A 24,296-nucleotide genomic window follows, 5' to 3' on the forward strand; every position below is an offset into this window, starting at 1 on the left:
GCACACGACGCTTTTGGGGGGCTTGGAACATGGACCCGAACAACCGGGGACCCGAAGAGTACGGCCATGACGACGACGGCCAGGCGCCTCGCTCGCGCCCACCGCGTGATGCGCTCACCGCCGACCTGGGTCAGCACACACCCGCACTCGCCCGTACCGTCCAACTCGTCTCGGGCGACTTCCTGCTCACGGTCAACCCCGTCGACGGCAGCGAGATAGAGGTCTGCCCGCCGGGAGAGCGACCGCAGCGGCCCACGAAGTTCAGCGCCGCCGAGCGAGCCGATCTGGCCCGCGCCGCCCTGCCGCCCGTACCGCCGGGCCCCGCCCAGCCCCGACTGCCGCTCCTGGAGCGCCAGGAGGAGCGCGAGCGGCTCGTCCGCCTGCTGGCGCGCGGGCGCTCCGTACGCCTCACCGGCCCCGCCGGCTCCGGCCGCACCAGCCTGCTCGACGCCGTCGCCGACGACTGCGCGGACCTCGCCCCCGACGGCGTCGTCCGCCTCTCCGGGTACCGGCGCACGGCGACCGACCTGCTGTACGACCTGTTCGCCGCCGTCTACAGCGCGCCCCTGTACCGTCCCGAACGGGACGAACTGCTCGAACTCGTCCACGGGATCGGCGCGGTCGTCGTCCTCGACGACGTGGAGATCGGCGGCACCGCGCTCGACGAGCTCCTCGACGCCACCCCCGAGTGCGCCTTCGCCATCGCCGCGACCCCTGACGTCCCCGCGCCCTCCGCCGACTCCCTCCTCGAAGAGGTCTTCCTCGGCGGACTCGACCGCAGCGGCGGCCTCGAGCTCCTGGAGCGGACCGTCGGACGCGTGCTGACCGAGGAGGAGGCGAACTGGGCGGGCGACCTCTGGTTCGAGTCCGAGGGTCTGCCGCTGCGCTTCATGCAGGCCGGCGCCCTGCTGCGACAGCGCGACCAGTTGCAGGCCAAGGAGAACGCCTTCGACGACTTCGGCGTCTTCCAGGACGCCCCGGTCGACCTGCCGGTCGACGCGCCCTTCGAGGCCGCCGACGGCCACGACGTACCGCTGCCCTCGCTCGCCGAGGGGGCCGCGCCCGCCGCGCTGCTCGCCTCCCGCCTGAGCGGGTCGGCCCGCGCCACCCTGCGCTTCGCCATCGCGCTCGGCGGCGAGGTGCCGCACCAGACGCATCTGCCCGCCCTCGTGGACGACACCCACGCCGACGCCGCGCTCGCCGAACTGGCGGGCTGCGCGCTGGTCTCCCCGGTCGGCTCCCGCTACCGGCTCGCCACCGGTGTGCAGGCCCAGCTGGAGGCCGCCGGATACGCCGACGGGCTGGAGGACCAGGCCCGCACCGCGGCCCAGCACTACACCTGGTGGGCCGGACACCCCTCGGTCACCCCGGAACGGGTCTGCGCCGAGGCCGACGCCGTGCTCGCCGCCCTCACCGTCCTGGTCCCGCTCACCACGGCCCCGGCCGACGAGCAGGACGAGAGCGTCGCCGTGCAGCTGGCCCGCACGGCCGCGCCCGCCTTCGCCGCGGGACTGAACTGGAACGCCTGGGAGCGCGCGCTGCGCTCCGGCGCGGAGGCCTCCCGGCTCGCCGGCGAGGTCGGCGAACAGGCCTACTTCCACCACGAGTTGGGAATCCTCGCGCTCTGCGGCGGTCAGCTGGACCGCGCCCGCGCCGAGCTGGAGTCCTCCATCGGGCTGCGCGGTGCCCTCGCCGACAAGCGCGGCACCGTCGCGGGCCGCCGGGCCCTCGCGCTGGTCGCCGACCGCTCCGGGGCCGCACTGCCCGGCGTGGCCGTACTGTCCGGCGGGCGCACGGCGGCGGGCGAGGAGGTGCCCGACGCACGGCACGAGGAGTCGGCATCGCCGCCCGGCGGCGTACCGGCCGCGTTCGTGCTCTCCGCCCCGGCCGGGGAGCCCTCGACACTGGTCACCAACCGGGCCGAACCGGGTCCGGCGTCGAAGCGCGTGGGCGTGGGCAGTCGTCTGGTGGCCGGCACGCGGCGCAACCTGGTGGCCGCGGGCGCGGGCGCGCTGCTCGTCGCGGTGCTCGGCACCGTGGTGACGCTCGGCGCGACCTCGAACAACAACACCGACAACCCGTCCGAGAAGGTCGGCGTCAATCCCTCGGCCAGCCAGGGCGGCCAGGACGACAGCCTCGGCGCCGACAAGGCGAAGAAGGGCGGCGGGGGCGGCAGCGACGCGGGCGTGGTGACCACGCCGACGGACCCGGGCCCCGACGGCACGTACGGGACCTCGGACGACCCGACGCCGCCGAGCACGAGCGGGCGGCCTTCGGACAGCCCGAGTGGGACGAAGGGGGGCGGGGGTACGTCGACGTCGCCGTCCAAGTCGACTTCCAAGCCGCCGACGAGCAAGCCGTCGTCGACCTCGCCGAAGCCGTCGACGAGCTCTTCGCCGTCGGCTTCGGCGGATCCCTCGCCATCGCCGTCGTCTTCCGGGTCGCCCACCCCGACGACGACGGCGCCCTCCACCTCGAACTCCGCCAGCGGCCCCGCCTCCAGCGTCCCCGCGAGCACCACCGCCAGCGCTCCGCAGAGCAGTGCGGTGAGCGTGCCCGCGAGCAGCGGCGCCGCCGGGTCGCCGAACGGTTCGGTGATCTGAGCACCACGACAAAAGTGAGGGCCGGGTCCGACATCGGACCCGGCCCTCGCTTCTGACCGGCGAACTACATGGCCGATTGAGTCAAAGTCGTTCGAATCAGAACAACCGCAGCTTGTCGTCCTCGATGCCCCGCAGCGCGTCGTAGTCCAGGACCGTGCAGCCGATGCCGCGGTCCGTGGCGAGGACGCGGGCCTGCGGCTTGATCTCCTGGGCGGCGAAGACGCCACGGACCGGCGCGAGGTGCGGGTCGCGGTTGAGCAGCTCCAGGTAGCGGGTGAGCTGCTCCACGCCGTCGATCTCGCCGCGGCGCTTGATCTCGATGGCGACGGTCTGGCCCTCGCCGTCGCGGCACAGGATGTCGACGGGGCCGATGGCCGTCATGTACTCGCGGCGGATGAGCGTGTAGCCCTCGCCGAGCGTTTCGATGCGGTCGGCGAGGAGCTCCTGGAGGTGCGCTTCCACGCCGTCCTTGATCAGGCCGGGGTCCACGCCGAGTTCGTGCGAGGAGTCGTGGAGGACCTCCTCCATCGTGATGATGAGCTTCTCGCCCGCCTTGTTGATGACGGTCCAGACGCCCTCCTCGTCGCCGGAGCCCTCCTTCAGGGTGCAGGGCGGCGACATCCAGTTGAGGGGCTTGTAGGCCCGGTCGTCAGCGTGGATCGAGACGCTGCCGTCCGCCTTCACCAGGATGAGACGGGGGGCCGACGGGAGATGGGCGGTGAGCCGGCCCGCGTAGTCAACGGAGCAGCGGGCAATGACGAGACGCATGGTCCGCAACGCTACTCGACGGGCAGAGGTCCACGCGATTCGCCCTGGAAGACGCCTGTTCGGTCGTGGCTGATTGTGGGCCTACTGGGAGTTCGCTATGTGCGCATTCTCCTGGTGCCGTCACCGTACGTTGCTTACCGTATAAACGGGAGGTCGCGATGCGTGTACTCAGAGTGTTCGATATCGCGAATGTCCCTTACCTGTCCGGCAACCCCCGAGGTCTGGGGGTGCGAGAGGAGAACCCATGTCGCTCGACGTCTCACCGGCCCTACTCGAGAAGGCCGAGCGAGGCGAGGTCGACGAAGCAGAATTCGTCGACTGCGTCCGGACCTCCCTGCCCTACGCATGGGAGATGATCAGCTCCCTGGTGGCTCAGCTGAAGGTGGACGGCGGCAACTTCGCCGACAACCAGACGCCTCCGCCGGACGAGCAGGCGCGTGGCCAGCTGCTGCGTGCGCTCGCGAGTGACGCGATACGCGGCGCGCTGCAGCGGCACTTCGGTGTGCGGCTGGCCTTCCAGAACTGCCATCGGGTGGCGGTGTTCCCACTGGACACCTCAGTGGACGACACACTGGCACGCTTCACCTCGGTGCGCAGTCAGCTGCTGAATCAGTCGCCGGAGTTCCGAGACTGCTGACGTGACGCCTTGATGCCGCATTGCTTGCCGCTCCGTACGCGGGAGGTGCATCTGTACGGGGCGGCAGGCTCCCCAGGGTCCCCGGGCCGACGGCGGGACGCGGATCGTGGGTGGGTGGGCGTGTGCGTCGGGTCAGGGAGACCGAGTTGTCCGGGCCGCGGGGCGGGACAAGTCGGTTGTGGGGCCCTGGAGACCCTTGGTGGGCCCAGGGCGCCCGCACCCTCTCCCGGGCCCACGCCGTCCGCGGTGACCTGTCTCAGCCGAGGTGGGGGAGTACCTCGGAGCCGAGTCGTTGGACGTTCTCCTCTGTCGCCGCCAAGTCGCCGGAGCCCTCGACGAGGAGGGCGAAGCGGGAGATGCCGGTGCGCTCCGAGGTGGCCGCGAGACGGTCGGCGCACAGGCGCGGCGTGCCCACCGGGTGCAGCCCGCACAGGAGTTCCGTGTACGCCAGCGGGTCCCGCATCGCGCGGGCGCGGCCGTCGACCGTCACATGCGCGTCCAGCCCCTGCCTCAGCCAGCCCGGCATCGCCTTGAGGAGTGTCTCGACGGCGTCGGTGCGACGGTCCGCGATCTGGCAGACGCCGGCCGACACATGGGCCGCGCCGAGGATCTCGTCCGTCGAACGGCCCGCCACGCGCGCCAACTGTCGCCACAGGGACACCATTTCGGCCTTCTCCTCGTCACCGACATGCATACCGAGGAGCATCGGCAGCCCCCGCTCGGCGGCGAGCCGCACGCTCGCCGGCGAGGTGCAGGCGACGACGACCTCGGGGCCGGGGGAGCCGCTCAGTGACTCCGACGGCCGGGGCACGACGGGCACTTCGCGGAACCTGAACCGCTCGCCCCGCCCTTCCACGGACGGCTCGCGCAGCCAGCGCACCAGCAGATCGAGTGATTCCGGGAACCCCTTCTCGTATGCCTCCAGGCCCGCGCCGAAGACCTCCAGGTCCACCCAGGGCCCGCCCCGCCCCACGCCCAGTGTGAAACGGCCGCCGGACGTCACGTGCAGCAGCGCGGCCTGCTCGCCGAGGGCGACGGGGTGGACGGTGGGCAGTACGCTGACCGCCGTACCCACGTGGATGCGGCTGGTGCGGCCCAGCAGCAGGGCGGCCAGGGTGACCGCCGACGGGCACGTCCCGTACGGCACGAAGTGGTGCTCGGCCAGCCACACCGCGTCGAGCCCGGCCTCTTCGGCGACCTCGGCCGTGCGCACCGCGCGGTGCAGGGCCTCCCCCTGGCCCTGGCCCGGGAACTGGGCCGCCAGTACAAAACTTCCAACGTGCATGGTGCTTTCCTGCTTCCTCGGCTCCGACGCGGAGCTCCCCCACCGGCATAACCGCCCGACACGTGCCGAGGACACGGCCTGTCGGAGAGATTTGCGGATTGTCTGCAGAATGAGCCGACGGGAGGGCGATCTGAGGGGGTTGGTGGGGTACGGCTACCCCTGTCTGCTCCGCGTAGGCTGGAGCAGACCCTGCTCCCTGTATAGCTCCGTGAGGTGTCCTGTGTCCCCGCGTCGCAACCGTCCCAAGGGTTTTGACCCCTCCGACCGGAGCGCGGAGGACGACCGCTCCGGGCGGTACGGCGGCTGGCAGTCCACGGAGAGCTGGCAGGGCGAGGAGTGGAGCGTGCGTCATGTGGCGGGCGCCAGCGCCGAGGGCAAGACCTACCGCTGCCCGGGCTGCGACCAGATGATCCCCTCCGGCGTCCCGCACGTGGTGGCCTGGCCGGAGCACTCGGGCGTCGACGAGCGCCGCCACTGGCACAAGGCCTGCTGGAACGCGAAGGACCGCCGCACCTCAAGGGTGCAGCGGTCCCGTAACGCGCCCAGGTTCTAGGCCACTTCAGGCCGGAGCGGACTCACACGTCCCGGCGCTCCAGCAGCACGTACGCGCCGGCGATCGCCGCCGCCGTCACCCCGGCGAGCAGACCGAGCTGCGCGCCGCCGCCGCCGTTCTCGTTGTCCAGCGCGAAGACCCTGGCGAGGGCGTTGGGAGCGGCGTACTCCTGCATCTTCTCGCCGATCGTGCGCATGCTCTGCGACATCATCAGGAACGCGGGCAGGATCGCGGGCACCAGCACGACACCGAGCATCGTGGTGATCGCGCCCGCCGAGTGCCGCAGCATCGAGCCCACCGCGAGGGACAGGACGCCGAGCAGCGAGACGTACAGCGCGCCCTTGACGACAGTGCCGCCCCACGAGACGTGCGAGGAACCGCTGTGCAGGGCCGAGGTCATGAGGCCGACCAGGCCGATGGAGAACACCGAGACGGCGAACGCCACCGCGAAGAAGATGATCAACTTGGCGGTGAGCACCCGGTGGCGCTGCGGCGAGGCCGTGAAAGTCGTGCGGATCATGCCCGTGCCGTACTCGGAGGAGACGACCAGGACGCCCAGTGTGATCAGGCAGATCTGGCCCAGGATCAGCCCGAAGAAGGCCGGGATCGTGTACGGCACGTCGCTGAAGTCGGAGTCCTGGGTCTGCGCGGCGACCAGGAAGCCGATGCCGACCACCAGGAGCAGGAAGATGCCGAGCGTCCAGAGCGTCGAGCGCACCGACTTGATCTTCGTCCACTCGGAGGTGAGCGCGTGGCCGAGGTGGGTGGGGGTGACCGGGATCGGCGAGCTGTACGAAGTGCCGGGCGCCGCCTGCCAGGTGGGGGCAGCGGCGGCCTGCTGCGGCATCGGGGGCGGGGGCGTGCTCATCGGGCGTCCTCGGGCTTGGTCAGGTCGGCGGTGGCGGGAGCGGCGGGCGGCTGCGCGGGGGCCTGGGGAGCGGGCTGGGCGTACGGATTGACGTCCGCGGCACTCGGCGCACCCGGGGTGCCCGGAGCGCCGTAGGGACCCGCCTGCGGGGCGCCCTGCGGCATCGCGAACGGCTGCCCGCCCTGCTGGGGCGGCGGCGGTGCGTACCAGCCCGGCTGGCCCTGGCCCGCGACCGGCAGCTGCGGCGGCGGCACGGCACCTGGCGGCAGCTCCTGCTGGAGCCCGGCCTTCTGGTCGATGGTCGAGCGGTAGTCGACGGCGCCCTGTGTCATCCGCATGTACGCCTCCTCCAGGGAGGCCTGGTGCGGAGAGAGCTCCCACAGGCGTACGTCGGCGGAGTGCGCGAGGTCGCTGATGCGGGGCAGCGGCAGGCCCATCACACGCAGCGCGCCGTCCTGCTCGGGCAGCACCTGGCCACCCGCCTCGGTGAGCGCGGCGGTCAGCTTCTCGCGCTGCTGCGGCTCGGTCTCCGGGGTGCGGACCCGGGCGAAGTCGGCCGAGTTGTGCGAGATGAAGTCCTTGATGTTCTGGTCGGCGAGCAGCTGACCGCGGCCGATCACGATCAGGTGGTCGGCGGTCAGCGCCATCTCGCTCATCAGGTGCGAGGAGACGAAGACCGTGCGGCCCTCCGCCGCGAGCGCCTTCATCAGGTTGCGGACCCAGAGGATGCCCTCGGGGTCGAGGCCGTTGACCGGCTCGTCGAAGAGCAGCACCTGAGGGTCGCCGAGGAGCGCGGCGGCGATGCCGAGCCGCTGTCCCATGCCGAGCGAGAAGCCCTTGGAGCGCTTCTTGGCCACGTCCTGCAGTCCGACCACGCCGAGCACCTCGTCGACCCGGCGGGCCGGGATGCCCGACAGCTGGGCGAGGCAGAGCAGGTGGTTGCGGGCGTGCCGGCCGCCGTGCACGGCCTTGGCGTCGAGGAGCGCGCCGACCTGGCGGGGCGCGTTGGGCAGCTTGCGGTAGGGGAAGCCGCCGATGGTGACCTGCCCCGAGGTGGGGTTGTCGAGGCCGAGGATCATCCGCATCGTCGTCGACTTGCCCGAGCCGTTCGGCCCGAGGAAGCCGGTGACGGCACCCGGCCGCACCTGGAAGGAAAGGTTGTACACGGCCGTCTTGGCGCCGTAGCGCTTCGTCAGGCCGACTGCCTCGATCATGCTCCGCACCCATCGAAAGGTTCAGGACGTCGGGGCGCACGCCCCCGTAAGGGTTAGGAGGATATCGGGGCGCTGACGGTTCCACTCAAGAGAAAGTAAAAATGTGCAGGTCACGCGAGGGACGGGCGAGAGAACGGTCTTACCTGGGGCCTTACCCGCACCCTACCTTTGTCAGGTACCCGTCGTGCCTGGTCAGGCTGGAAACGGAACCTCCGCACCCGATACCGCAGCCGATACGGAGCACGCCTCACGCCCGACGGGGAAGCGAGTCGTCCAGCGGCGGCAGGTCGTCGTACAGCCGCAGCTCGGACGCGTCGTCGACGTACGGCAGGAAGTCCGTCTGCGGCAGTACCCAGCCCTCCTCACCGAAGACCAGCGTGCCCCGCTCACGCAGCGCGCGGTCGGCTCCCGCGCGCCGCACCCAGGTGGCCGGGTCGGGACCGAGCAGTTCGCGCAGCCGGGCGGAGCCGGCCAGCAGCGCGGCGAGCAGCTGCGCCTGGTCGCCGCCGCCCGGACGCGGCTGCCCGGTGGCCGGATCGGCGAGCACCCCGTGCGCGCTGAAGTAGATGTACGCACCGCCGAGCCGCTCCCCGGAGGGCATCGTCATCGCGAACGCGTCGCCCGGGAGTATCGCCCGCCGGTAGTCCGGGAACTCGGTGTCGTCGACCGCCTTCAGCTGCGTCGAGTCCAGCCAGGTGACGACGAGCGTGGTCTCGGCGCGCGGGTCGACGTACGGCGTCCCCGCCACGTACCCCGCCGGACTGATGTGCCCCGAGCAGCCCACCCCGATGCCGTGCACCCGCACCGGGACCATCGGCACCGTCGCCGGGATGCCGAGCCGGGTCAGCTTGTGGGCGACCTGGCCGGGGGAGGCGTTGGAGCCGACGGCGATCACCGGGTGGCGGTGCCCGGTGCCGACCTGGCCGAGGTCGGCGAGCGCCTCGTCGAGCCGCTGCTGCTCCTGGCGCTCCTCCACGTACCACTCGCCGAGCCGCAGCGGCCGCACGTCGAGCTGGAGCAGTTCGCCGCCGGTGAGCAGCGAGGGTTCGGTGGTGGGACGGCCGGGATAGGTGAGCGGCTGCTTCGCGGGCACGTCGTCCAGGCCCAGCGCCTGCAGGCTTCGGTCCTTCGTCGTCACGGTGACGCCCTTCGGGGGTGGTCGCGCGATAGGGGCAGGGGGTGTCTTGTGGGCCAGTCCGGATCAGGGAGCGGTGTCTGGTGCGTGCAGCTGCAAGGCGGAGGAGGGAGGCGACGCGGAGCGTCGTTGACCGACGACAACGCCGCAGATGTGCGTGCCAGACACCGCGAGCCCGGACTGGCCCACAAGACACCCCCTAAAGCCTTCCACGCGAGGTGTACCCGGGGCGGGGCCTGGTCTCCCCGTCCGGACGGGGTTGGCCGGAACGGACACCGGGAATCATGCCGTCCCATTGTACGAGTGGGGGCGAAGTGGGTTACGGGGGAAGTGAGTTGAGGTTGATGAGACGCGGGTGGAGTCGGGTGGGGTCCTCGGGGCGGGGCCGGGCCCATCCGCGCTTCCGTACGTCCGTTCGCTGGTGGATCGCCGGACGTACCGTCCACGCTCTCCTTCTGATGACGCTGGGCGCGCTGGCCGGGCTCTCCGTCGTCATCGCGACCGCGTGGACGCTCACCGAGCACTCGTCGCGGTCGATGGCGCAGCGGTTCTCGAACGGGGAGCGGCTCTTCGACCTGAGCCTCGCGGTGCTGCGGGCGAGTGTCGGTACGGACAATCTCAACCCCGAGCCGGACAGCACCGCGCACCAACTGCTCGCCACGGTCGCCTCCGTCACGGGCTCCCTGGTGCCCGCGGTGCTGCTGGGCATCGTGCTGATCAAGATGTTCGCGCTGCGGCCGTTCGTCTGGCGGCAGCGGGCCAGCATCTCGCACGCCTGGACCGCGGACTTCCCCGGCTACTCGAGGCGCCACGCCGACAGCGAGGACGCGATCATCGCCGTCCGCTTCTACAACCGCTTCGACAACCTGTCCGTCGTGGATCTGCGCGCCCGTGCCCATCTGCGCTACCTGGAGCGCTCCCCGCACGACGGCAGCCTGGTCATCTACAAACAGTGGCTGAAGGTCCTGGACGCGCAGGGCGAACCGGCCGACGAGCGGTACTGGCTCGCGGTCGAGCGCGGGGCGCCGTTCACCGTGTGGATACCGGTCGAGGCACCGGTGGCCGAACTGCCGTTCCGGCGTATCCAGGGCAAGGAGCTGTCCGGCTCGTACGGCGTCAAGCTCCTCGTCCGGCTGACGGCGCGGACCGTGGGCCTGGGCACCGAGGTCGCCGACGAGCGCTGGTTCGACCTGGAGGCGGGCGACTTCGAACTCGGCCGCTTCGTGCCGCTCCAGCCGGACCTGGACAAGGACGTGTGGCGCTGGGAGGGCTGGACGGACTTCGACGCCCTGGAACCCCACCCGAACGGCGAGGACCCCAGGCCCTGAGTGTCTACGCGTCCCGCCTCTTCAGCAGCAGGTAGCCCCCGAGGAGCGCCGCGACCACCCACAGGACCATGATCGCCAGGCCGCCCCAGGGTCCGTACGGGGTGTCGTCGCCGATCGGGGTCACCACCCGCATGATCTTGCTGCCGGCCTGGTCGGGCAGATAGCGGCCGATCTTCTTGGTCGCGGACACCGCGCCGAGGATGTTGGAGATCAGGAAGAAGAACGGCATGAGGATGCCGAGCGAGAGCATCGGGCTGCGCAGCATCGTCGCGACGCCCATCGAGAAGACCGCGATCAGCGTCATGTAGAGGCCGCCGCCGACCACCGCGCGCAGCACCCCGGAGTCGCTGATCGACGCGCTGTGCGTGCCGAGCGCCGCCTGTCCCAGGAAGAAGGCGATGAAGCTGGTGATCATGCCGACGACGAGGGCGAGCCCTGCCGCCACCGCGATCTTGCTGAAGAGGAACGTGCCGCGCTGCGGGACCGCGGCCAGCGAGGTGCGGATCATGCCGGTGCTGTACTCGTTGCCGACCACGAGCACCCCGAACACGATCATCGCGAGCTGACCGAGGGTCATCCCCGCGAAGCTGATGAACGTCGGGTCGAAGGAGAGCCGGTCCTTCTCGCCCATCTTGTCGAACTCGTTGTTCGACAGCAGCGAGATCAGGATGCCCAGCGCGATCGTGACCACCGCGGCGAGACTGAGTGTCCAGACGGTGGACGCGACGGACCGGATCTTGGTCCACTCGGACTTGAGGACCTGGGTCGCCGCCATGCTCAGGTCTCCTTGTTCCAGCCGCCGCCCCACTGCTGGGGCGGGGCATCGGTGTGCGCGTGGTACTCCACCGACTCCGCGGTCAGCTGCATGAACGCCTCCTCCAGGGAGGCCTGCTGGGGACTCAGCTCGTGCAGCACGATCTGGTGCTGCGCGGCCAGCTCACCGATCTGCTCCGACTTCGCGCCGTCCACCTCCAGCGTCCCGCTGCCGCTCTCGACGACGGTGATCCCCGCCCCGTGCAGGACGTCGAGCAGCCGCTCGCGCTGGGGGGAGCGGATACGGACGTACGACCGCGAGTTCTGCGCGATGAAGTCGGCCATGGAGGTGTCCGCGAGGAGGCGGCCCTGGCCGATGACGACGAGGTGATCCGCGGTCAGCGCCATCTCGCTCATGAGGTGACTCGACACGAAGACCGTACGGCCCTGGCCGGCCAGCGACTTCATCAGGTTGCGGATCCAGTGGATGCCCTCGGGGTCGAGGCCGTTGACCGGCTCGTCGAACATCAGGATCCGCGGGTCGCCGAGCAGCGCGCCCGCGATGCCGAGTCGTTGGCCCATGCCGAGCGAGAAGCCCTTGGCCTTCTTCCTGGCCACCGAGGTGAGGCCCACGGTGTCGAGGACCTCGTCCACCCGCGCCTTGGGGATGCCGTTGCTCTGGGCGAGACAGAGGAGGTGGTTGAAGGCGCTGCGGCCGCCGTGCATGGCCTTGGCGTCCAGCAGGGCGCCGATGTACTTCAGCGGGTCCTTGAGGTGGTCGTAGTGCTTCCCGTCGATGCGTACGTCGCCCGCGGTGGGGCGGTCGAGGCCGAGCATCATCCGCATCGTCGTGGACTTGCCCGCGCCGTTCGGACCGAGGAACCCCGTGACGATACCGGGTCTGACGGTGAAGGTCAGATGGTTGACCGCCACCTTCTCGCCGTACCGCTTGGTCAGCCCCTCTAGCTCGATCATGCGGACACGGTAGGTCTCGGTCCGGGGCCGTGCCACTTGGGCGGCGGTGTGTTTGCCGCATGTTCACCGTCTCCGACTGCCGCGCCATCGTGGCTTGTCGCGCCCACGCGGCGGAGTCGCGAAATGTCACAGCCCCGCGCCCCTCGCGGGGCACACCAACGGCCCGCGCTCCCGAGAAGAGAGCGCGGGCCGGAGTGCTGCCGGAAACCGCCCGAACCTACCGGGTCTGCTGGGCCGGAACCCCGCGGGAGATCGGCTCGTCCTCGGCCGGCGTGCTCGCGGCGGCCACCGCGGCGCCCGTGAGCGTCGCGAGCATCTCGCGGACGTTCGTGAGCTGAGCGTTGATCGAGTCGCGACGGTTCGTCAGCGCCGCCAGCTCGCGCTCGGATTCCGAGCGGATGCGGTCGGCCTTGGCGTTCGCGTCGGCCACGATGTCCTCGGCCTGGCGCTGGGCCGTCTCCACCGTCTGGCGGGCGCGGCGCTCGGCGTCCGTGCGCAGCTTCTCGGCCTCCAGGCGGAGCTGCTCCGCGCGGTGCTCGATCTCCGCGAGGCGCTTCTCGGCCTTGGCCTGACGCGACGCCAGGTCACGCTCGGACTGCTCGCGGCGCTTGGCGAGGTTCGTCTCGAAGTCGGCGGCGGCCTGCGCGGCCTTGGCACGGGTCTCCTCGAAGAGGGCGTCCGCCTCCTCGCGCTTGGACTGCGCGTCCTTCTGCGCCTCCTGGCGCAGCTGGGAGGCGTCGCTCTTGGCCTTCTCGACGATCCGGACGCCCTCGTCCTCGGCCTTGGACTTGCGGTCTGCAGCGAACGATTCTGCGTCGTTGCGGACCTGCTGGGCGGCCGACTCGGCGAGCTCACGGTGCTGCTCGGACGCGCGACGGGCCTCCTCGCGCAGATCCTTCGCCTCCTCCTCGGCGAGGCGGAGGATCTTCTCGACACGCGCGCCGAGACCCGCGTACGACGGCTCCGCGTCGCTGACCTGGGCCTGGGCGTTCTGCGTCTCGAGGTGGAGCTCCTCGATGCGCTTTTCGAGAGCAGTGATACGGGCCAGAGCGCTGTCACGGTCGGAGACGAGCTTCGAAATGCGTTCGTCCACCTGAGCGCGGTCGTACCCACGCCGCACAAGCTCGAAGCCGTAGGGGGAAGTGTCGCTCATGGGGTTCCTGTCGAATGAGACCGGTGAGGTGATAGGGGGAATCCTAGGGGCCAAAGCGGTGTGTCATCGAGCGGATGCGTGTTTGATCTGGAGAATGAGACTCCTTTTGGGTGGCTAACTGTCAGACGGCTTGCCAGAACCTGTGGCAAAGGTCCGCGCAAAGCACGGAATGGGTGGTTATGGCTAGCCTTCTGACGACTTGCCACTCGAACGAGTTGCGCCGGCGGCAGCGCCCGCTTTGACCCCACCGTCCTTGCCTGCGGACGGGGCCTCAAAGGACTCCAACGCCTCCAGGACATCCTGGACACGGGAGATCTCGGCGTTGATGTCCTCGCGCCGGCGGATCAGCACCTCCAGCTCGCGCTTGCCCTCCTCGACCGCGGCCCGCGCCTCGCGGATCGCCTCGGCCTTGATCTCCGTCGCCTCCGCGATGAGCGAGCTCTTCTTCTGCTCGGCCTCCTTGAGGAGCCCCTCGGCCTTCTTGACCGCGGCGATACGGACCTTGCTCGCCTCGGAGTTGGCCTCCGAGACCAGGTCCTTCGCCTTCGCCTCGGCCTCGGCGAGCTGGTCCTCGGCGGCCCGCACCAGCGCGTCGCAGCGCTCGCCGGCCGTCTTCATCGCCTCGGCCGACTCACGCCTGGCCCGCTCGTGCAGTTCCTCGATCTCGGTGGTGACGCGGTCGCGCAGCTCCTCCGCCCGCTCCCTTATGGCGGTCGCGTCCCGGCGCGCGCCGATCAGCAGCTCGTCCGCGTCCGCACGGGACCGCTCCACCAGGGTGTTGCCCTCGACGGTCGCCTCGGAGACCAGCCGCTCGGCCTCGTTGCGTGCCGCGCCCACCATCGTGTCGGCCTGCGACTCGGCGTCCGCCGTGGTCTTCTGCGCGCTCTGCTGCGCCTCGGCGAGCAGCTTGTCCGCCTCGGACGCCGTCTCCGAGATGAGGGTGTCGACCTGCTCGGCCGCCTCGGAGCGCCGCTTGTTGGCCTCCCGGCGTGCCGCGTCCAGCGTCCGGTCGGCCTCCTCGCGGGCATCGGACGTGAGCCGCTCGGCCTCCGCCGCCGCCTCGGCCTTGACGCGCTCGGACTCGCTGCGGATCCGCTCGGCGTGCTGCTGCGCGGAACCGACCGTCTCGGCGGCCTCGGCGCGCAGCCGCTCCGCGTCCCCGGTCGCGTCCGAGACCAGCCGCTCGGCCTTGGCCACGGACTCCGCGCGCACGCGCTCGGCCTCGGCGTTCGTCTCGTTCGTCAGCCGCTCCGCCTCGGAGCGCGCCTCAGTGATGAGCGTGTCGACCTGCGTGGCCGCGTCCGAACGGATCCGGTTCGCGTCCTCCCGGGCCTCGGCACGGCTGCGCGAAGCGTCCTGCTCGGCGTTCGCGATGGTGTCGGAGGCCTCGGTGCGCACCCGCTGGGCGTGCTCGGCGGCCTCCGAACGCAGCCGCTCGGACTCGGCGATCGCCTCCGAAACCGTACGCTCCGCGAGCGACTTGGCGGCGTCCGTCTCCTCGGCCGCCTCGCGCCGGATACGGCTCGCGTCCTCGGAGGCCCGCTCCCGCTCCGCGTACGCGTCGGCGCGGACCCGGTCCGCCTCCTGCTGCGCCTCGGTCCTGGTCCGGTCCGCCGCGTGTTCGGCGGCGCTGCGCAGGCCGGTGATCTCCTCCTGGGCCTGCTCGTGCAGCCCCGCCACGGCGTCGCGCACCTGCTGCGCGGTCTGCTCGGCGCTGGAGACCATCTCGGTCGCGCGCCGGTCGGCCTCTTCGACCAGCCGTACGGCCTCGGCCTGGGCCTCGTCGACACGGTTGCGCGCGGAGGCGAGGAGCTCCTCGCTCTGCTCGCGGGCCCGCTCGCGCTCCTGGTCCGCCTCCTGGCGCGCGGAACCGAGGAGTTCCTCGGCCTCGCGGCGGCGCCGGGCGGCCTCCTCCTGGGCGGCGGCCAGCGTCTCCGCGCCCTCGGTGGCCAGCCGCTCGGCCGCGGCCTGGGCCTCCGTCCGTACCCGGTCGGCGCTGTCCTGGGCCTCCGACTTCAGCCGCTCGGCCTCCGCCGCGGCCTCGGACCGCAGTCGTACGGCGATGTTCTCGCCCTCGGCGCGCGACGTGGAGGCGTCCGCGGCGGCCTCGTTGCGCAGCCGCTCCGCCTCCGCCTCGGCCTGCGCCTGGAGCGTACGGATCCGCTCGGCGGCCTCCGAACGCAGCCGGTCGCTCTCCTCGGCGGCCTCACGGCGGATCCGCTCGGCGTCCGCCCGTGCGTCGCTCAGCGCCTGCTCGGCCGAGGCGAGCCGCTGCTCGGCCTCGGTGTGCAGCCGGGTCAGCTCCTCGGCGGCCTCCGTCCGACGGGCCGCTATGGCGCGCTCGGTCTCCTCGCGCAGCGCCTCGGCGGCCCGCTCGGCCTCCGCCTTGATCGTGTCGGAGAGCTCGACGGCCTCCTCGCGGTTGCGCTCGGCCTCCTTGCGCGTGCGGTCCAGGGTCTCCTCGGCCTGGCGGCGCAGTGTCGTGGCGCGCTCGATGGCCTCGGTGCGCACCCGCTCGCTGTCGCCGGTGGCCGTGTTCCGCAGCTCGTCCGCGTCCGCCTTGGCCTTCGCGAGCAGCTCTTCGGCGGTCTTGGCCGCCTCCTCGATCTGCTGGACGGCCTCGCGCCGGGCCTCGGAGCGGATCCGCTCGCCCTCGGCATTGGCGTCGGAGCGCAGCTGCTCGGCCTCGCCGCGCAGCCGGCGCGCCTCCTCCTGCAGCTCGACCGTCTTGGCGCGGTACTCCTTGGTGTCGTCCTTCGCCGTGCCCTTGAGCTGCTCGGCGATGTCGTGCGCCTCGGCACGCAGCCGGTCCGCCTCGGACTCCGCCTCGGTGCGGATGCGCTCGGCCTCCTCGGCCGCCGCCTTCCTGGTCGCCTTGGCGTCCTCGGACGCCTTGTTCAGGACGTCCTCGGCGGTACGGGCCGCCTTGGAGAGCTGGGAGGCGGTCTCCTCGGCGGTGAGGCTGCGCGCGGTCTCCTCGGCCTCCGCGACGATCTTCTCGGCCTTGGCCTTGGCGTCCGCGACGGCCTGCTCGGCGTCGGACTTGGTGGTCTCGGCCTCCTTGGTGGCCTCGCTGACCAGCCGGGCGACCTGTTCCTTCGCCGTCCGCGTGCGCTGCTCGTTCGCCGACTCGGCGCTCGCCAGGGCCTTGGCCGCGGTCTCCTTCGCCTCGGCGACGACCTTGTCCGCCTCGGTCCGCGCCTCGCGCAGCGCCGACTCGGCCTCCGTCATGCGCTGCTCGGCGGCCCGGCTCAGCTCGGTGGCCTGGCGGCGGGCGCTGTCCGACTCGTTCGCCGTGGAGCTGCGCAGCTGCTCGGCGTGGTCGGTGGCCTCCTGGGCCTGCGTCGACGCGGCGTTCAGCAGCCGCTCGGCGTCCGTGCGGGCCCGGCGCAGCAGCGCCTCGGCCTCCGCACGGGCCGACTCGGCGTCGTTCGTCAGCCGCTGGCGGGCCTCGGCGGCGATCCGCTCGGCCTCCGTGCGGGCGGCGCTCAGCGCCTGGTCCGCCTCCGTGCGCGACTCCTCCAGGAGCCGGCGGGCCTGCTGCTCGCTGCGGGCGCGCAGCTGCTCGGCCCATGCCACGTTCTCGTTGACGTGCGACTCGACGGTCTGACGGCGCTCGGCCAGCTCCTGATCGAGCTGCTGGCGGCGCGCGACCGCCTCCTGGTGCAGCTCCGCCTGCAACCGGGCGGCCTGCTCGGCGTGCTCCTGGAGGATGCGCTGCGTCTGGGCCCGGGCCTGGCTCATCTCGCGCTCGGCGTCGGCGCGCAGCTGATCGGCCTGGATCTGGGCATTACGGAGCAACTGCTCGGCCTGATAGCCGAGGTCGCCACCGCTGTCGTAGGCAGGCCGGGTCGCCAGACTGCGGCGCGCCTCGTGCAGCTTGGCGCGCAGCACCTCGACCTGATAGCCGAGGTCCTCGGCGTGCTGGACGGCCTTCTCCCGCTCGGTCTTCAGCCGTTCCATCTCGGCCTCGAACCGAGAGAGGTGGTCGACGTCAGCCGCCGGCTCTCGCTCCTGGCGTTCGTAGCCCCGCACTGCGCGGTCCCATCCGTCCCCTGGTCGCAAGTCTCTCCAAACGAACCCCGTCCATCCGCCGAACGGGGCCCCCGGGGAATGGTGTCAGATCAACAGCGGAGCACGGGCTGTCGCCCCGACGCTCGTCCCCCGAAACCTGGACCCCGGCCCTTGACCACGCCGTCCTCAGGACGGCATGACCTCAGGGCCCGTCGCCGGACAGGCCCTGGGCCGCCCCGAAACGGCAGCGGCCACCCCCAACCCTACCGGCCCAGATATACGGAGGTCAGTGCTCAGGTGACTCAACAGCCGCCGAAGTGACCAGTTCTGTCAGGACACCGTGGCAATCCTTTGGGTGAAGGAACGTGATTCGTGACCCCATGGAGCCGCGTCGGGGCTCGTCGTAGAGGACTCGTACGCCTTTCTCCCTGATATCGGCGGCATCGGCGTCGACGTCCGCCGTACCGAACGCGATGTGATGGACACCTTCGCCGTTCTTCGCCAGCCACTTCCCGACGGCCGAGTCCTCGCGGGTCGGCTCCAGGAGCTGGAGGTAGGAGGCGCCGCCGTCGGACGTCTCATTGATCTTGAGCATGGCCTCGCGGACGCCCTGCTCCTCGTTGACCTCGGAGTGGAAGACCTCGAAGCCGTACGTCGCCCGGTAGAACTCGACAGTCGCGTCGAGGTCGAAGCAGGCGATACCGATGTGGTCGATTCGCGTCAGCATGGAGTCAGTGCAGCGCTCATACGGCGGTTACGCAACGTGCGCGCGATCACACTGACTGCCGGATGACGGGTGGCCTACCGCTCAGTACATTCAAGTAAACCCTCGTTCACTCCTCGGCTGTGCAGCCGGTAAGGGGATCGCACCTCATGTCTGGAACGAACAGCAGTACCTCGGTGATCGTCGCGGGCGCCCGAACGCCCATGGGACGGTTGCTGGGCTCGCTGAAGTCCTTCTCCGGGGCCGACCTCGGAGGCTTCGCGATCAAGGCCGCCCTCGACCGTGCGGGGATCGGTGGCGACCAGGTGCAGTACGTGATCATGGGTCAGGTGCTGCAGGCCGGGGCGGGCCAGATCCCGGCGCGCCAGGCCGCGGTCAAGGCGGGCATCCCGATGAGCGTCCCGGCGCTCACGATCAACAAGGTGTGTCTGTCCGGTCTCGACGCCATCGCGCTCGCGGACCAGCTGATCCGCGCGGGTGAATTCGACATCGTGGTCGCGGGCGGCCAGGAGTCCATGACGAACGCGCCCCACCTGCTCCCCAAGTCCCGCGAGGGCTTCAAGTACGGCGCGATCGAGATGCTCGACGCGATGGCGTACGACGGTCTCACCGACGCCTTCGAGAACATCGCCATGGGCGAGTCGACGGAGAAGCACAACACACGCCTGGGCATCGCCCGCCCGGAGCAGGACGAGATCGCGGCCCTCTCCCACCAGCGTGCGGCCGCCGCCCAGAAGAACGGCATCTTCGAGGCGGAGATCACGCCCGTGGAGATTCCGCAGCGCAAGGGTGAGCCCGTCGTCTTCAGCAAGGACGAGGGCATCCGCGCCGAGACGACGGTGGAGTCGCTGGCCAAGCTGCGCCCCGCCTTCACCCGGGACGGCACGATCACGGCGGGCACCTCCTCGCAGATCTCCGACGGCGCCGCGGCCGTGGTCGTGATGAGCAAGACCAAGGCGCAGGAGCTGGGCCTCCAGTGGATCGCCGAGATCGGCGCGCACGGGAACGTCGCAGGTCCGGACAACTCCCTCCAGTCCCAGCCGTCGAACGCGATCCTGCACGCCCTGAAGAAGGAGGGCCTCGACGTCTCCGACCTCGACCTGATCGAGATCAACGAGGCGTTCGCCGCGGTCGCCGTGCAGTCAATGAAGGACCTCGGCGTATCCACGGAAAAGGTGAACGTCAACGGTGGTGCCATCGCTCTCGGTCACCCGATCGGGATGTCCGGCGCCCGCCTCGTGCTGCACCTCGCCCTGGAGCTCAAGCGGCGCGGCGGCGGGGTCGGTGCGGCGGCGCTGTGCGGTGGCGGTGGGCAGGGTGACGCGCTGATCGTGCGGGTACCCAAGGCCTGAAGCCGTTGTCTCTGTCCGTACGACCCTGGTGCGTACGACTCTGAACGACCTCGGTGCGTACAACTGAACGGATCTGAACGGAGCTGTGATGCAGGACGTCTCCTCGCTGGTGGCCCAGGCCAGGGAAGGCAGGCCGCGGGCCGTGGCCCGGCTGATCTCCCTGGTGGAGGGGGCGTCCCCGCAGTTGCGCGAGGTCATGGCGGCGCTGGCCCCGCTGACCGGCAACGCGTACGTCGTCGGGCTCACCGGCTCTCCGGGCGTGGGCAAGTCGACCTCGACCTCGGCGCTGGTGACGGCGTACCGGCGGCAGGGCAAGCGGGTCGGGGTCCTGGCCGTCGACCCGTCCTCGCCGTTCTCCGGAGGCGCCCTGCTCGGCGACCGTGTCCGCATGTCCGAGCACGCCTCCGACCCCGGCGTCTACATCCGCTCGATGGCCACGCGAGGCCATCTGGGCGGTCTGGCCTGGGCGGCCCCCCAGGCCATCCGCGTCCTGGACGCGGCGGGCTGTGACGTGATCCTGGTGGAGACGGTCGGTGTGGGCCAGTCGGAGGTGGAGATCGCCTCCCAGGCGGACACCTCGGTGGTCCTGCTCGCCCCCGGCATGGGCGACGGCATCCAGGCGGCGAAGGCCGGAATCCTGGAGATCGGCGACGTGTACGTGGTGAACAAGGCCGACCGGGACGGTGCCGACGCGACTGCGCGTGAGCTGAACCACATGCTCGGGCTCGGCGAGTCCCGAGGCCCCGGGGACTGGCGGCCGCCGATCGTCAAGACGGTCGCGGCGCGGGGCGAGGGCATCGACGAGGTCGTCGAGGCCCTGGAGAAGCACCACGCCTGGATGGAGGAGCACGGTGTCCTCGCCGAGCGCCGCCTCGCCCGGGCGTCCCAGGAGGTCGAGACGATCGCCGTCACTGCGCTGCGCCAACGCATCGGTGACCTTCATGGCGACCGTCGCCTCAGTGCGCTCGCGGAGCGGATCGTGGCGGGGGAGCTGGATCCCTACCGGGCGGCGGACTCGTTGGTGGAGGGCCTGACAGAGAGCTGAGGCAGGGTTTCCCACCCGCCCCATCCCGCCCCCGGGTGCTCCGCCCCCAGACCCCCGGGCGGGTTCTTCGCCCGCGGGCGGCTGGGGGCTGGTCGCGCAGTTCCTCGCGCCCGTTGGTCGGGGCTGCGCCCCGGATCCCCCGTCTGCTGGAAGTTCTTTGGCTGCGGGCGGCTGGGGGTTGCTCGCGCAGTTCCTCGCGCCCCTTGGTCGGGGCTGCGCCCCGAGTCCCCGCCTGCCCGTTTTCGTTTGACTGCGGGACGGTGGGGGCTGGTCGCGCAGTTCCCCGCGCCCCTTAAGGGCGCCGGCGCGCGTCTTTCAGCCTGTCCGGCGTTTGAGGACGAGGCCGTCCAGGCCGATGCGGGGGTCCGGGGGCGGAGACACGGGTACCTGTCAACTCTCGGCGCCCGCTGTTACGTTAAGGCGCATGTTCCTCCTCTTGGCATAGGGCCCGCCCAGGCCCGCGACGGACACCGGTGGGTGCGCCGTCGCGGCACTCAGGCGACCCCTTTCCGCCTCCCGGTCGAGGAACCCCAACATGTCTGCGCCCACGCCGCGGCCCTCGTACGCCGCGTTCTTCCGCATTCCCCACACCCGCCACACCTTCACCGCCGCCCTCATCGGCAGACTCTCCTACGGCATGGTCTCGCTGGCCGTGATGCTCAGCGTGACCGAGGCCACCGGCTCGTACGCCGCCGCCGGCACGGTCATGGCACTGTTCGGCGCGACAAGCGTGCTCCTGTCACCCGTCAGGGCGGCCCTGATCGACCGCCACGGCCCCCGCCGCGCCCTCATCCCGATGGCCTCGCTCTACGCCACCCTGCTCGCGACCCTCGCGACAGCGGCCTGGCGGCCCGGAACACCCGCACCCGCCCTCGGCGCCCTCGCCGCCACCGCGGGCGCCTGCACGCCGCCCCTCGGCCCCACGGTGCGCGCCCTGTGGGGCGAGGTCATCGAGGACAACCGGGTCCTGCAGCGGGCGTACAGCCTGGACGGGATCGCCGAGGAGATCCTCTTCGTCTCGGGTCCGCTGCTGGTGGGCGCGGTCGTCCAGTTCGCACCCCCGGCCGCCGCGCTGGCGCTCTGCGCCCTGCTGGTGTGGACCGGAACCCTCGCCTTCGTCCTGTCGCCCGCCGTGGCGGGCGTACGTCCGGCCGTCACGAAGCCCGTCGCCCGCTCAGGGCGCCGTTTCCGCGACGGACGCGCGCTCCTGCAGCCCGTCCTCGTCGCGGCGGGCGTCGGCCTGTCCGTGGGAGCCGTCGAACTTCTGGTGATGGCCTACGCCACACGGCACCATCACGGGAACGACGTGGTGGCCTGGGTACTCGCCGCCCTGTCGCTGGGCAGTGCCCTGGGCGGCCTTCTGAACGGCGCCGTCGACTGGCGTACGCCCGCACGGGCGCGGCTGCCGCTGCTGGCGGGCGGCCTGGGCCTCGCCCTGTCGGCCGCGGGCCTCGCTCCCGGCCTCGGTAGCCTGACCGTCGCCGTGGCCTGCGCCGGATTCTTCGTCGCCCCGGCCCTCACGACGTCGTACCTGATCGCCGACGAGGCGGCCCCGCCGGGCCGCCGTACCCAGGCCGGAGCCTGGGTCAACACCGCGGTGAACGCCGGAAGCGCGAGCGGCACCGCGGGAGCAGGCCTTCTGGTGGGCCACCTACCCCTGGGCCTCTGCTTTGCCCTGTCGGGGACGGTGGCGGTGGCGGCGGGACTCCTCTCCGTGCGCCAGGCGTCCCCGCGCCCCAGAGGGGCGCGGGGAACTGCGCGACCAGCCCCGGACGGCCCGCAGTCGCACAGCGGCCCGCAGGCGCAGCGCAGCAGCCATCACGGGTAGGACGGCTCACCGCCTCTCACGCACTGAGCGGAGCGTTACGGCTTACCCCGCTGCCCCCGCAAATGCTCCGCGATCGGCCGCAACGACTTGTGCAGCTCCTCCAGGGCCTCCGGGGACAGCAGATCCATGAAGTGCCTGCGCACGGACGCCACGTGGTGCGGGGCGACCTTCTTCATCGTCTCCATGCCGTGCTCGGTGAGGACGGCGAACAGTCCCCGGCGGTCGGACTCGCAGTTCTCGCGCCGGACCAGGTCCGCGTTCTCCATGCGGGTGATCTGGTGCGAGAGCCGGCTCTTGGACTGAAGGGTGGCGGCCGCGAGGTCGCTCATCCGCAGCCGGAAACCCTCCGACTCGGAGAGGTTCACCAGGATCTCGTAGTCGTTCATCGTCAGCCCGAACGGCTGCAGATCCCTTTCGAGCTGGTACGTCAACAGCCTGTTGACCTCCAGGTGGGTGCGCCAGGCGCACTGCTCCGCATCGGTCAGCCAGCGCGTGGCCGTCTCGGTCTCCATGAATGAAGTCTACCTAAAATGTTGAAAGGCGAACTAGTGAGGGTGGTGTGACTACGCGCACGCGTTCGACGTCACACTCCGCAGACTACCGCTCACAGACCGAAGCGACGCTGGAGGTCCCCGAGCTGTCCGGGAAGACGCGGTGTGCCGGCTTGCTGACCGTGCTGCCCCTGGTGACCGGGTACCCCGCCACCGCCGGGCACGCCCGGCTCATGCGGAACGGCCCCCGTGGCCTGCTCGGCCATGAGGACCTCCGTGGACTGCAGCAGGACCGTGCCGGCCCCTACGAACTCGAACTGGTGCTCCTCTCCAGAGGCCCCGCCGAGGCCTGTCAGTGCACGTAGACCGCCCATGAGGCCTGTCATGTACCCGTGGTCGTAGTGATGGCACGGGGACGGGCAGTCGGCCCAGCCGACAAGCGCTTGCGGATCCACCCGGATGGGAGGCTCCATGAACACCACCGGACCGTTAGAGGCCGCCACGAACTTGCCGGTTCCGATCAGCGTCAAAAAGCCCGGCACGATCGATTGCTTGAGCGCGAGACTTGGCTGAAAAGCGAGCAGGTTGCCAGAGCGAATGGTCAGGTTGCCCTCGTCCAAGTCATACGAATTCACGTCGAAGGCCCGGTCGGCGAGGAGCATCTTGCCCGAGCCCTCCGCCACCACCCAGTCGCTCGCGTGCAGAGGCGAATGGAAAGATGTGCGCACGAGACGGTCCAGTCGGCCGTGCCCGATGCCGTTGAAATCCATCGACCCGTAGTAGGCGATCATCTTGCCCTTCTGCAGGAACCACTGGCTCCCCTTGAGCTCCACGCAGAAGGTGTACTTGTTGACGTTGTCGTCGACCGGCAGGGTCATCGGGTCGTAGATCACCGGGCCACCCGGGGTCCCGTACGCGCTCACAGCTTCTCCTCCGAGGCCTGGACGTACACCGCACCACTGCCGCTCAGCTCCAGCTGGAACGCCTCGCCCGAGCCGCGGCCCACCATGTCGCGCCAGCCGAGCGCCGTGGACAGCTTGTTGCGTACGTCACCGTGGTGCGCCACGTACGCCTGGGGGTCGACATGGACGGGGCGCTGGGGGGAGATGGGAACTTCGATCACGCCCCCGTGGGCCATCACGGCCACCGCACCGTGCCCCTTGAGAGTGGTCGTGAAGAGCCCCTGGCCCGTCACCTGGCCGCGGACCATGCCCATGACCCCGCCCTGCGAGCCGAGGAACATCGTGCCCTGCTGGAGGGTGCCGTCGAAGGCCAGCAGCCGGTCCGCCTCGACGTACAGGGTGTCGCCCGAGAGGTTGATCACCTGGATGTGATGGCCGCCGTGCCCGAAGAAGACCGTGCCGCTGCCCTCGACGGTCATCAGCGGGGTGGCCTCATTGGCGACCCGGCGGCCGATCATCGACATGATCCCGCCCTGGCCGCCCTGGACGTTGGGTGTGAAGGAGACCTCGCCCTTGTAGGCGAGCATCGCGCCGCGCTGACTGAACAGGCGCTGGCCGGGCAGGACCGTCGCCTCGATCATCTTGGAGTTCACTTCGCGGAACGGCAT

20 protein-coding genes are annotated in these 24,296 nt (G+C 70.9%); 7 read left to right on the plus strand and 13 right to left on the minus strand.

Features of this window, described 5'->3' with window-relative positions:
• Window positions 1-29 precede the first annotated feature (29 nt).
• Window positions 30-2,603, plus strand: coding sequence for an ATP-binding protein (locus tag KVT44_RS18795; RefSeq protein WP_217567849.1), 2,574 nt, complete (start codon window positions 30-32; stop codon window positions 2,601-2,603).
• Window positions 2,604-2,699: 96 nt separating this feature from the next.
• On the opposite strand, the gene nucS is transcribed toward KVT44_RS18795, so the two are convergent.
• Window positions 2,700-3,371 (minus strand): endonuclease NucS, encoded by a 672-nt coding sequence (gene nucS / locus KVT44_RS18800; RefSeq protein ID WP_060901300.1) that lies wholly within the window; start codon window positions 3,369-3,371, stop codon window positions 2,700-2,702.
• 244 nt (window positions 3,372-3,615) lie between these two features.
• Between nucS and KVT44_RS18805 the strand changes: the two genes are divergently transcribed.
• Window positions 3,616-4,008 (plus strand): SCO5389 family protein, encoded by a 393-nt coding sequence (locus KVT44_RS18805; protein ID WP_067369067.1) that lies wholly within the window; start codon window positions 3,616-3,618, stop codon window positions 4,006-4,008.
• Window positions 4,009-4,264: 256 nt separating this feature from the next.
• On the opposite strand, the gene KVT44_RS18810 is transcribed toward KVT44_RS18805, so the two are convergent.
• Window positions 4,265-5,293, minus strand: a complete 1,029-nt coding sequence (locus KVT44_RS18810; RefSeq protein WP_099920636.1) for an LLM class flavin-dependent oxidoreductase — start codon at window positions 5,291-5,293, stop codon at window positions 4,265-4,267.
• 220 nt (window positions 5,294-5,513) lie between these two features.
• Between KVT44_RS18810 and KVT44_RS18815 the strand changes: the two genes are divergently transcribed.
• A complete protein-coding gene (locus KVT44_RS18815; RefSeq protein WP_099920635.1) occupies window positions 5,514-5,846 on the plus strand; it encodes an ATP/GTP-binding protein in 333 nt (110 codons plus the stop codon).
• Window positions 5,847-5,868: 22 nt separating this feature from the next.
• Here KVT44_RS18815 and KVT44_RS18820 read toward each other — a convergent pair whose 3' ends face one another.
• From KVT44_RS18820 to KVT44_RS18830, 3 genes are all read right to left on the minus strand, one after another.
• Entirely contained in the window at window positions 5,869-6,714 is an 846-nt protein-coding gene (locus KVT44_RS18820) for an ABC transporter permease subunit (protein ID WP_217567850.1), read from the minus strand.
• Window positions 6,711-7,928 (minus strand): ABC transporter ATP-binding protein, encoded by a 1,218-nt coding sequence (locus tag KVT44_RS18825; RefSeq protein ID WP_217567851.1) that lies wholly within the window; start codon window positions 7,926-7,928, stop codon window positions 6,711-6,713. The genes KVT44_RS18820 and KVT44_RS18825 overlap by 4 nt, the downstream gene beginning before the upstream one ends.
• A 247-nt stretch (window positions 7,929-8,175) precedes the next feature.
• Complete coding sequence (locus tag KVT44_RS18830; RefSeq protein WP_229889575.1) at window positions 8,176-9,066, minus strand: hypothetical protein; 891 nt, start codon at window positions 9,064-9,066, stop codon at window positions 8,176-8,178.
• Between the two features lie 362 nt (window positions 9,067-9,428).
• Between KVT44_RS18830 and KVT44_RS18835 the strand changes: the two genes are divergently transcribed.
• The gene (locus KVT44_RS18835; RefSeq protein ID WP_190174291.1) at window positions 9,429-10,391 is read left to right on the plus strand and encodes a hypothetical protein; all 963 of its coding nucleotides are present in this window, start codon (window positions 9,429-9,431) and stop codon (window positions 10,389-10,391) included.
• 4 nt (window positions 10,392-10,395) lie between these two features.
• Here KVT44_RS18835 and KVT44_RS18840 read toward each other — a convergent pair whose 3' ends face one another.
• The 5 genes from KVT44_RS18840 to mce all read right to left on the minus strand — a co-directional run bounded on the left by KVT44_RS18840 (window position 10,396) and on the right by mce (window position 18,013).
• Window positions 10,396-11,166, minus strand: coding sequence for an ABC transporter permease (locus tag KVT44_RS18840; RefSeq protein ID WP_099920631.1), 771 nt, complete (start codon window positions 11,164-11,166; stop codon window positions 10,396-10,398).
• 2 nt (window positions 11,167-11,168) lie between these two features.
• The gene (locus tag KVT44_RS18845; RefSeq protein WP_099925387.1) at window positions 11,169-12,119 is read right to left on the minus strand and encodes an ABC transporter ATP-binding protein; all 951 of its coding nucleotides are present in this window, start codon (window positions 12,117-12,119) and stop codon (window positions 11,169-11,171) included.
• Window positions 12,120-12,336: 217 nt separating this feature from the next.
• Window positions 12,337-13,272: a cellulose-binding protein gene (locus tag KVT44_RS18850; protein ID WP_099920630.1), complete on the minus strand. Its 936-nt coding sequence runs from the start codon at window positions 13,270-13,272 to the stop codon at window positions 12,337-12,339.
• Between the two features lie 183 nt (window positions 13,273-13,455).
• Window positions 13,456-17,307 carry a polarized growth protein Scy gene (scy, locus tag KVT44_RS18855; protein WP_217567852.1) on the minus strand — a complete coding sequence of 1,284 codons (3,852 nt, stop codon included), beginning with the start codon at window positions 17,305-17,307 and terminating at the stop codon, window positions 13,456-13,458.
• Window positions 17,308-17,572: 265 nt separating this feature from the next.
• Window positions 17,573-18,013, minus strand: a complete 441-nt coding sequence (gene mce / locus KVT44_RS18860; protein ID WP_054233200.1) for a methylmalonyl-CoA epimerase — start codon at window positions 18,011-18,013, stop codon at window positions 17,573-17,575.
• A gap of 146 nt (window positions 18,014-18,159) precedes the next feature.
• Between mce and KVT44_RS18865 the strand changes: the two genes are divergently transcribed.
• From KVT44_RS18865 to KVT44_RS18875, 3 genes are all read left to right on the plus strand, one after another.
• Window positions 18,160-19,362 carry an acetyl-CoA C-acetyltransferase gene (locus KVT44_RS18865; RefSeq protein WP_217567853.1) on the plus strand — a complete coding sequence of 401 codons (1,203 nt, stop codon included), beginning with the start codon at window positions 18,160-18,162 and terminating at the stop codon, window positions 19,360-19,362.
• Window positions 19,363-19,450: 88 nt separating this feature from the next.
• Window positions 19,451-20,407, plus strand: a complete 957-nt coding sequence (meaB, locus tag KVT44_RS18870; protein ID WP_054233198.1) for a methylmalonyl Co-A mutase-associated GTPase MeaB — start codon at window positions 19,451-19,453, stop codon at window positions 20,405-20,407.
• Between the two features lie 535 nt (window positions 20,408-20,942).
• A complete protein-coding gene (locus tag KVT44_RS18875) occupies window positions 20,943-22,235 on the plus strand; it encodes an MFS transporter (RefSeq protein ID WP_217567854.1) in 1,293 nt (430 codons plus the stop codon).
• A 35-nt stretch (window positions 22,236-22,270) separates the two neighbouring features.
• Here the strand turns inward: KVT44_RS18875 and KVT44_RS18880 are convergent, their stop codons facing one another.
• The 3 genes from KVT44_RS18880 to KVT44_RS18890 all read right to left on the minus strand — a co-directional run bounded on the left by KVT44_RS18880 (window position 22,271) and on the right by KVT44_RS18890 (window position 24,296).
• Entirely contained in the window at window positions 22,271-22,747 is a 477-nt protein-coding gene (locus KVT44_RS18880; RefSeq protein WP_054233196.1) for a MarR family winged helix-turn-helix transcriptional regulator, read from the minus strand.
• A gap of 92 nt (window positions 22,748-22,839) precedes the next feature.
• Window positions 22,840-23,649: an AIM24 family protein gene (locus tag KVT44_RS18885; RefSeq protein ID WP_060900268.1), complete on the minus strand. Its 810-nt coding sequence runs from the start codon at window positions 23,647-23,649 to the stop codon at window positions 22,840-22,842.
• Window positions 23,646-24,296, minus strand: a complete 651-nt coding sequence (locus tag KVT44_RS18890; protein WP_075028947.1) for an AIM24 family protein — start codon at window positions 24,294-24,296, stop codon at window positions 23,646-23,648. Before KVT44_RS18890 ends, KVT44_RS18885 begins: the two co-directional genes overlap by 4 nt.

The sequence above is a fragment of the Streptomyces sp. GbtcB7 genome (assembly GCF_019091445.1).
Taxonomy (GTDB): Bacteria; Actinomycetota; Actinomycetes; order Streptomycetales; family Streptomycetaceae; genus Streptomyces; species Streptomyces mirabilis.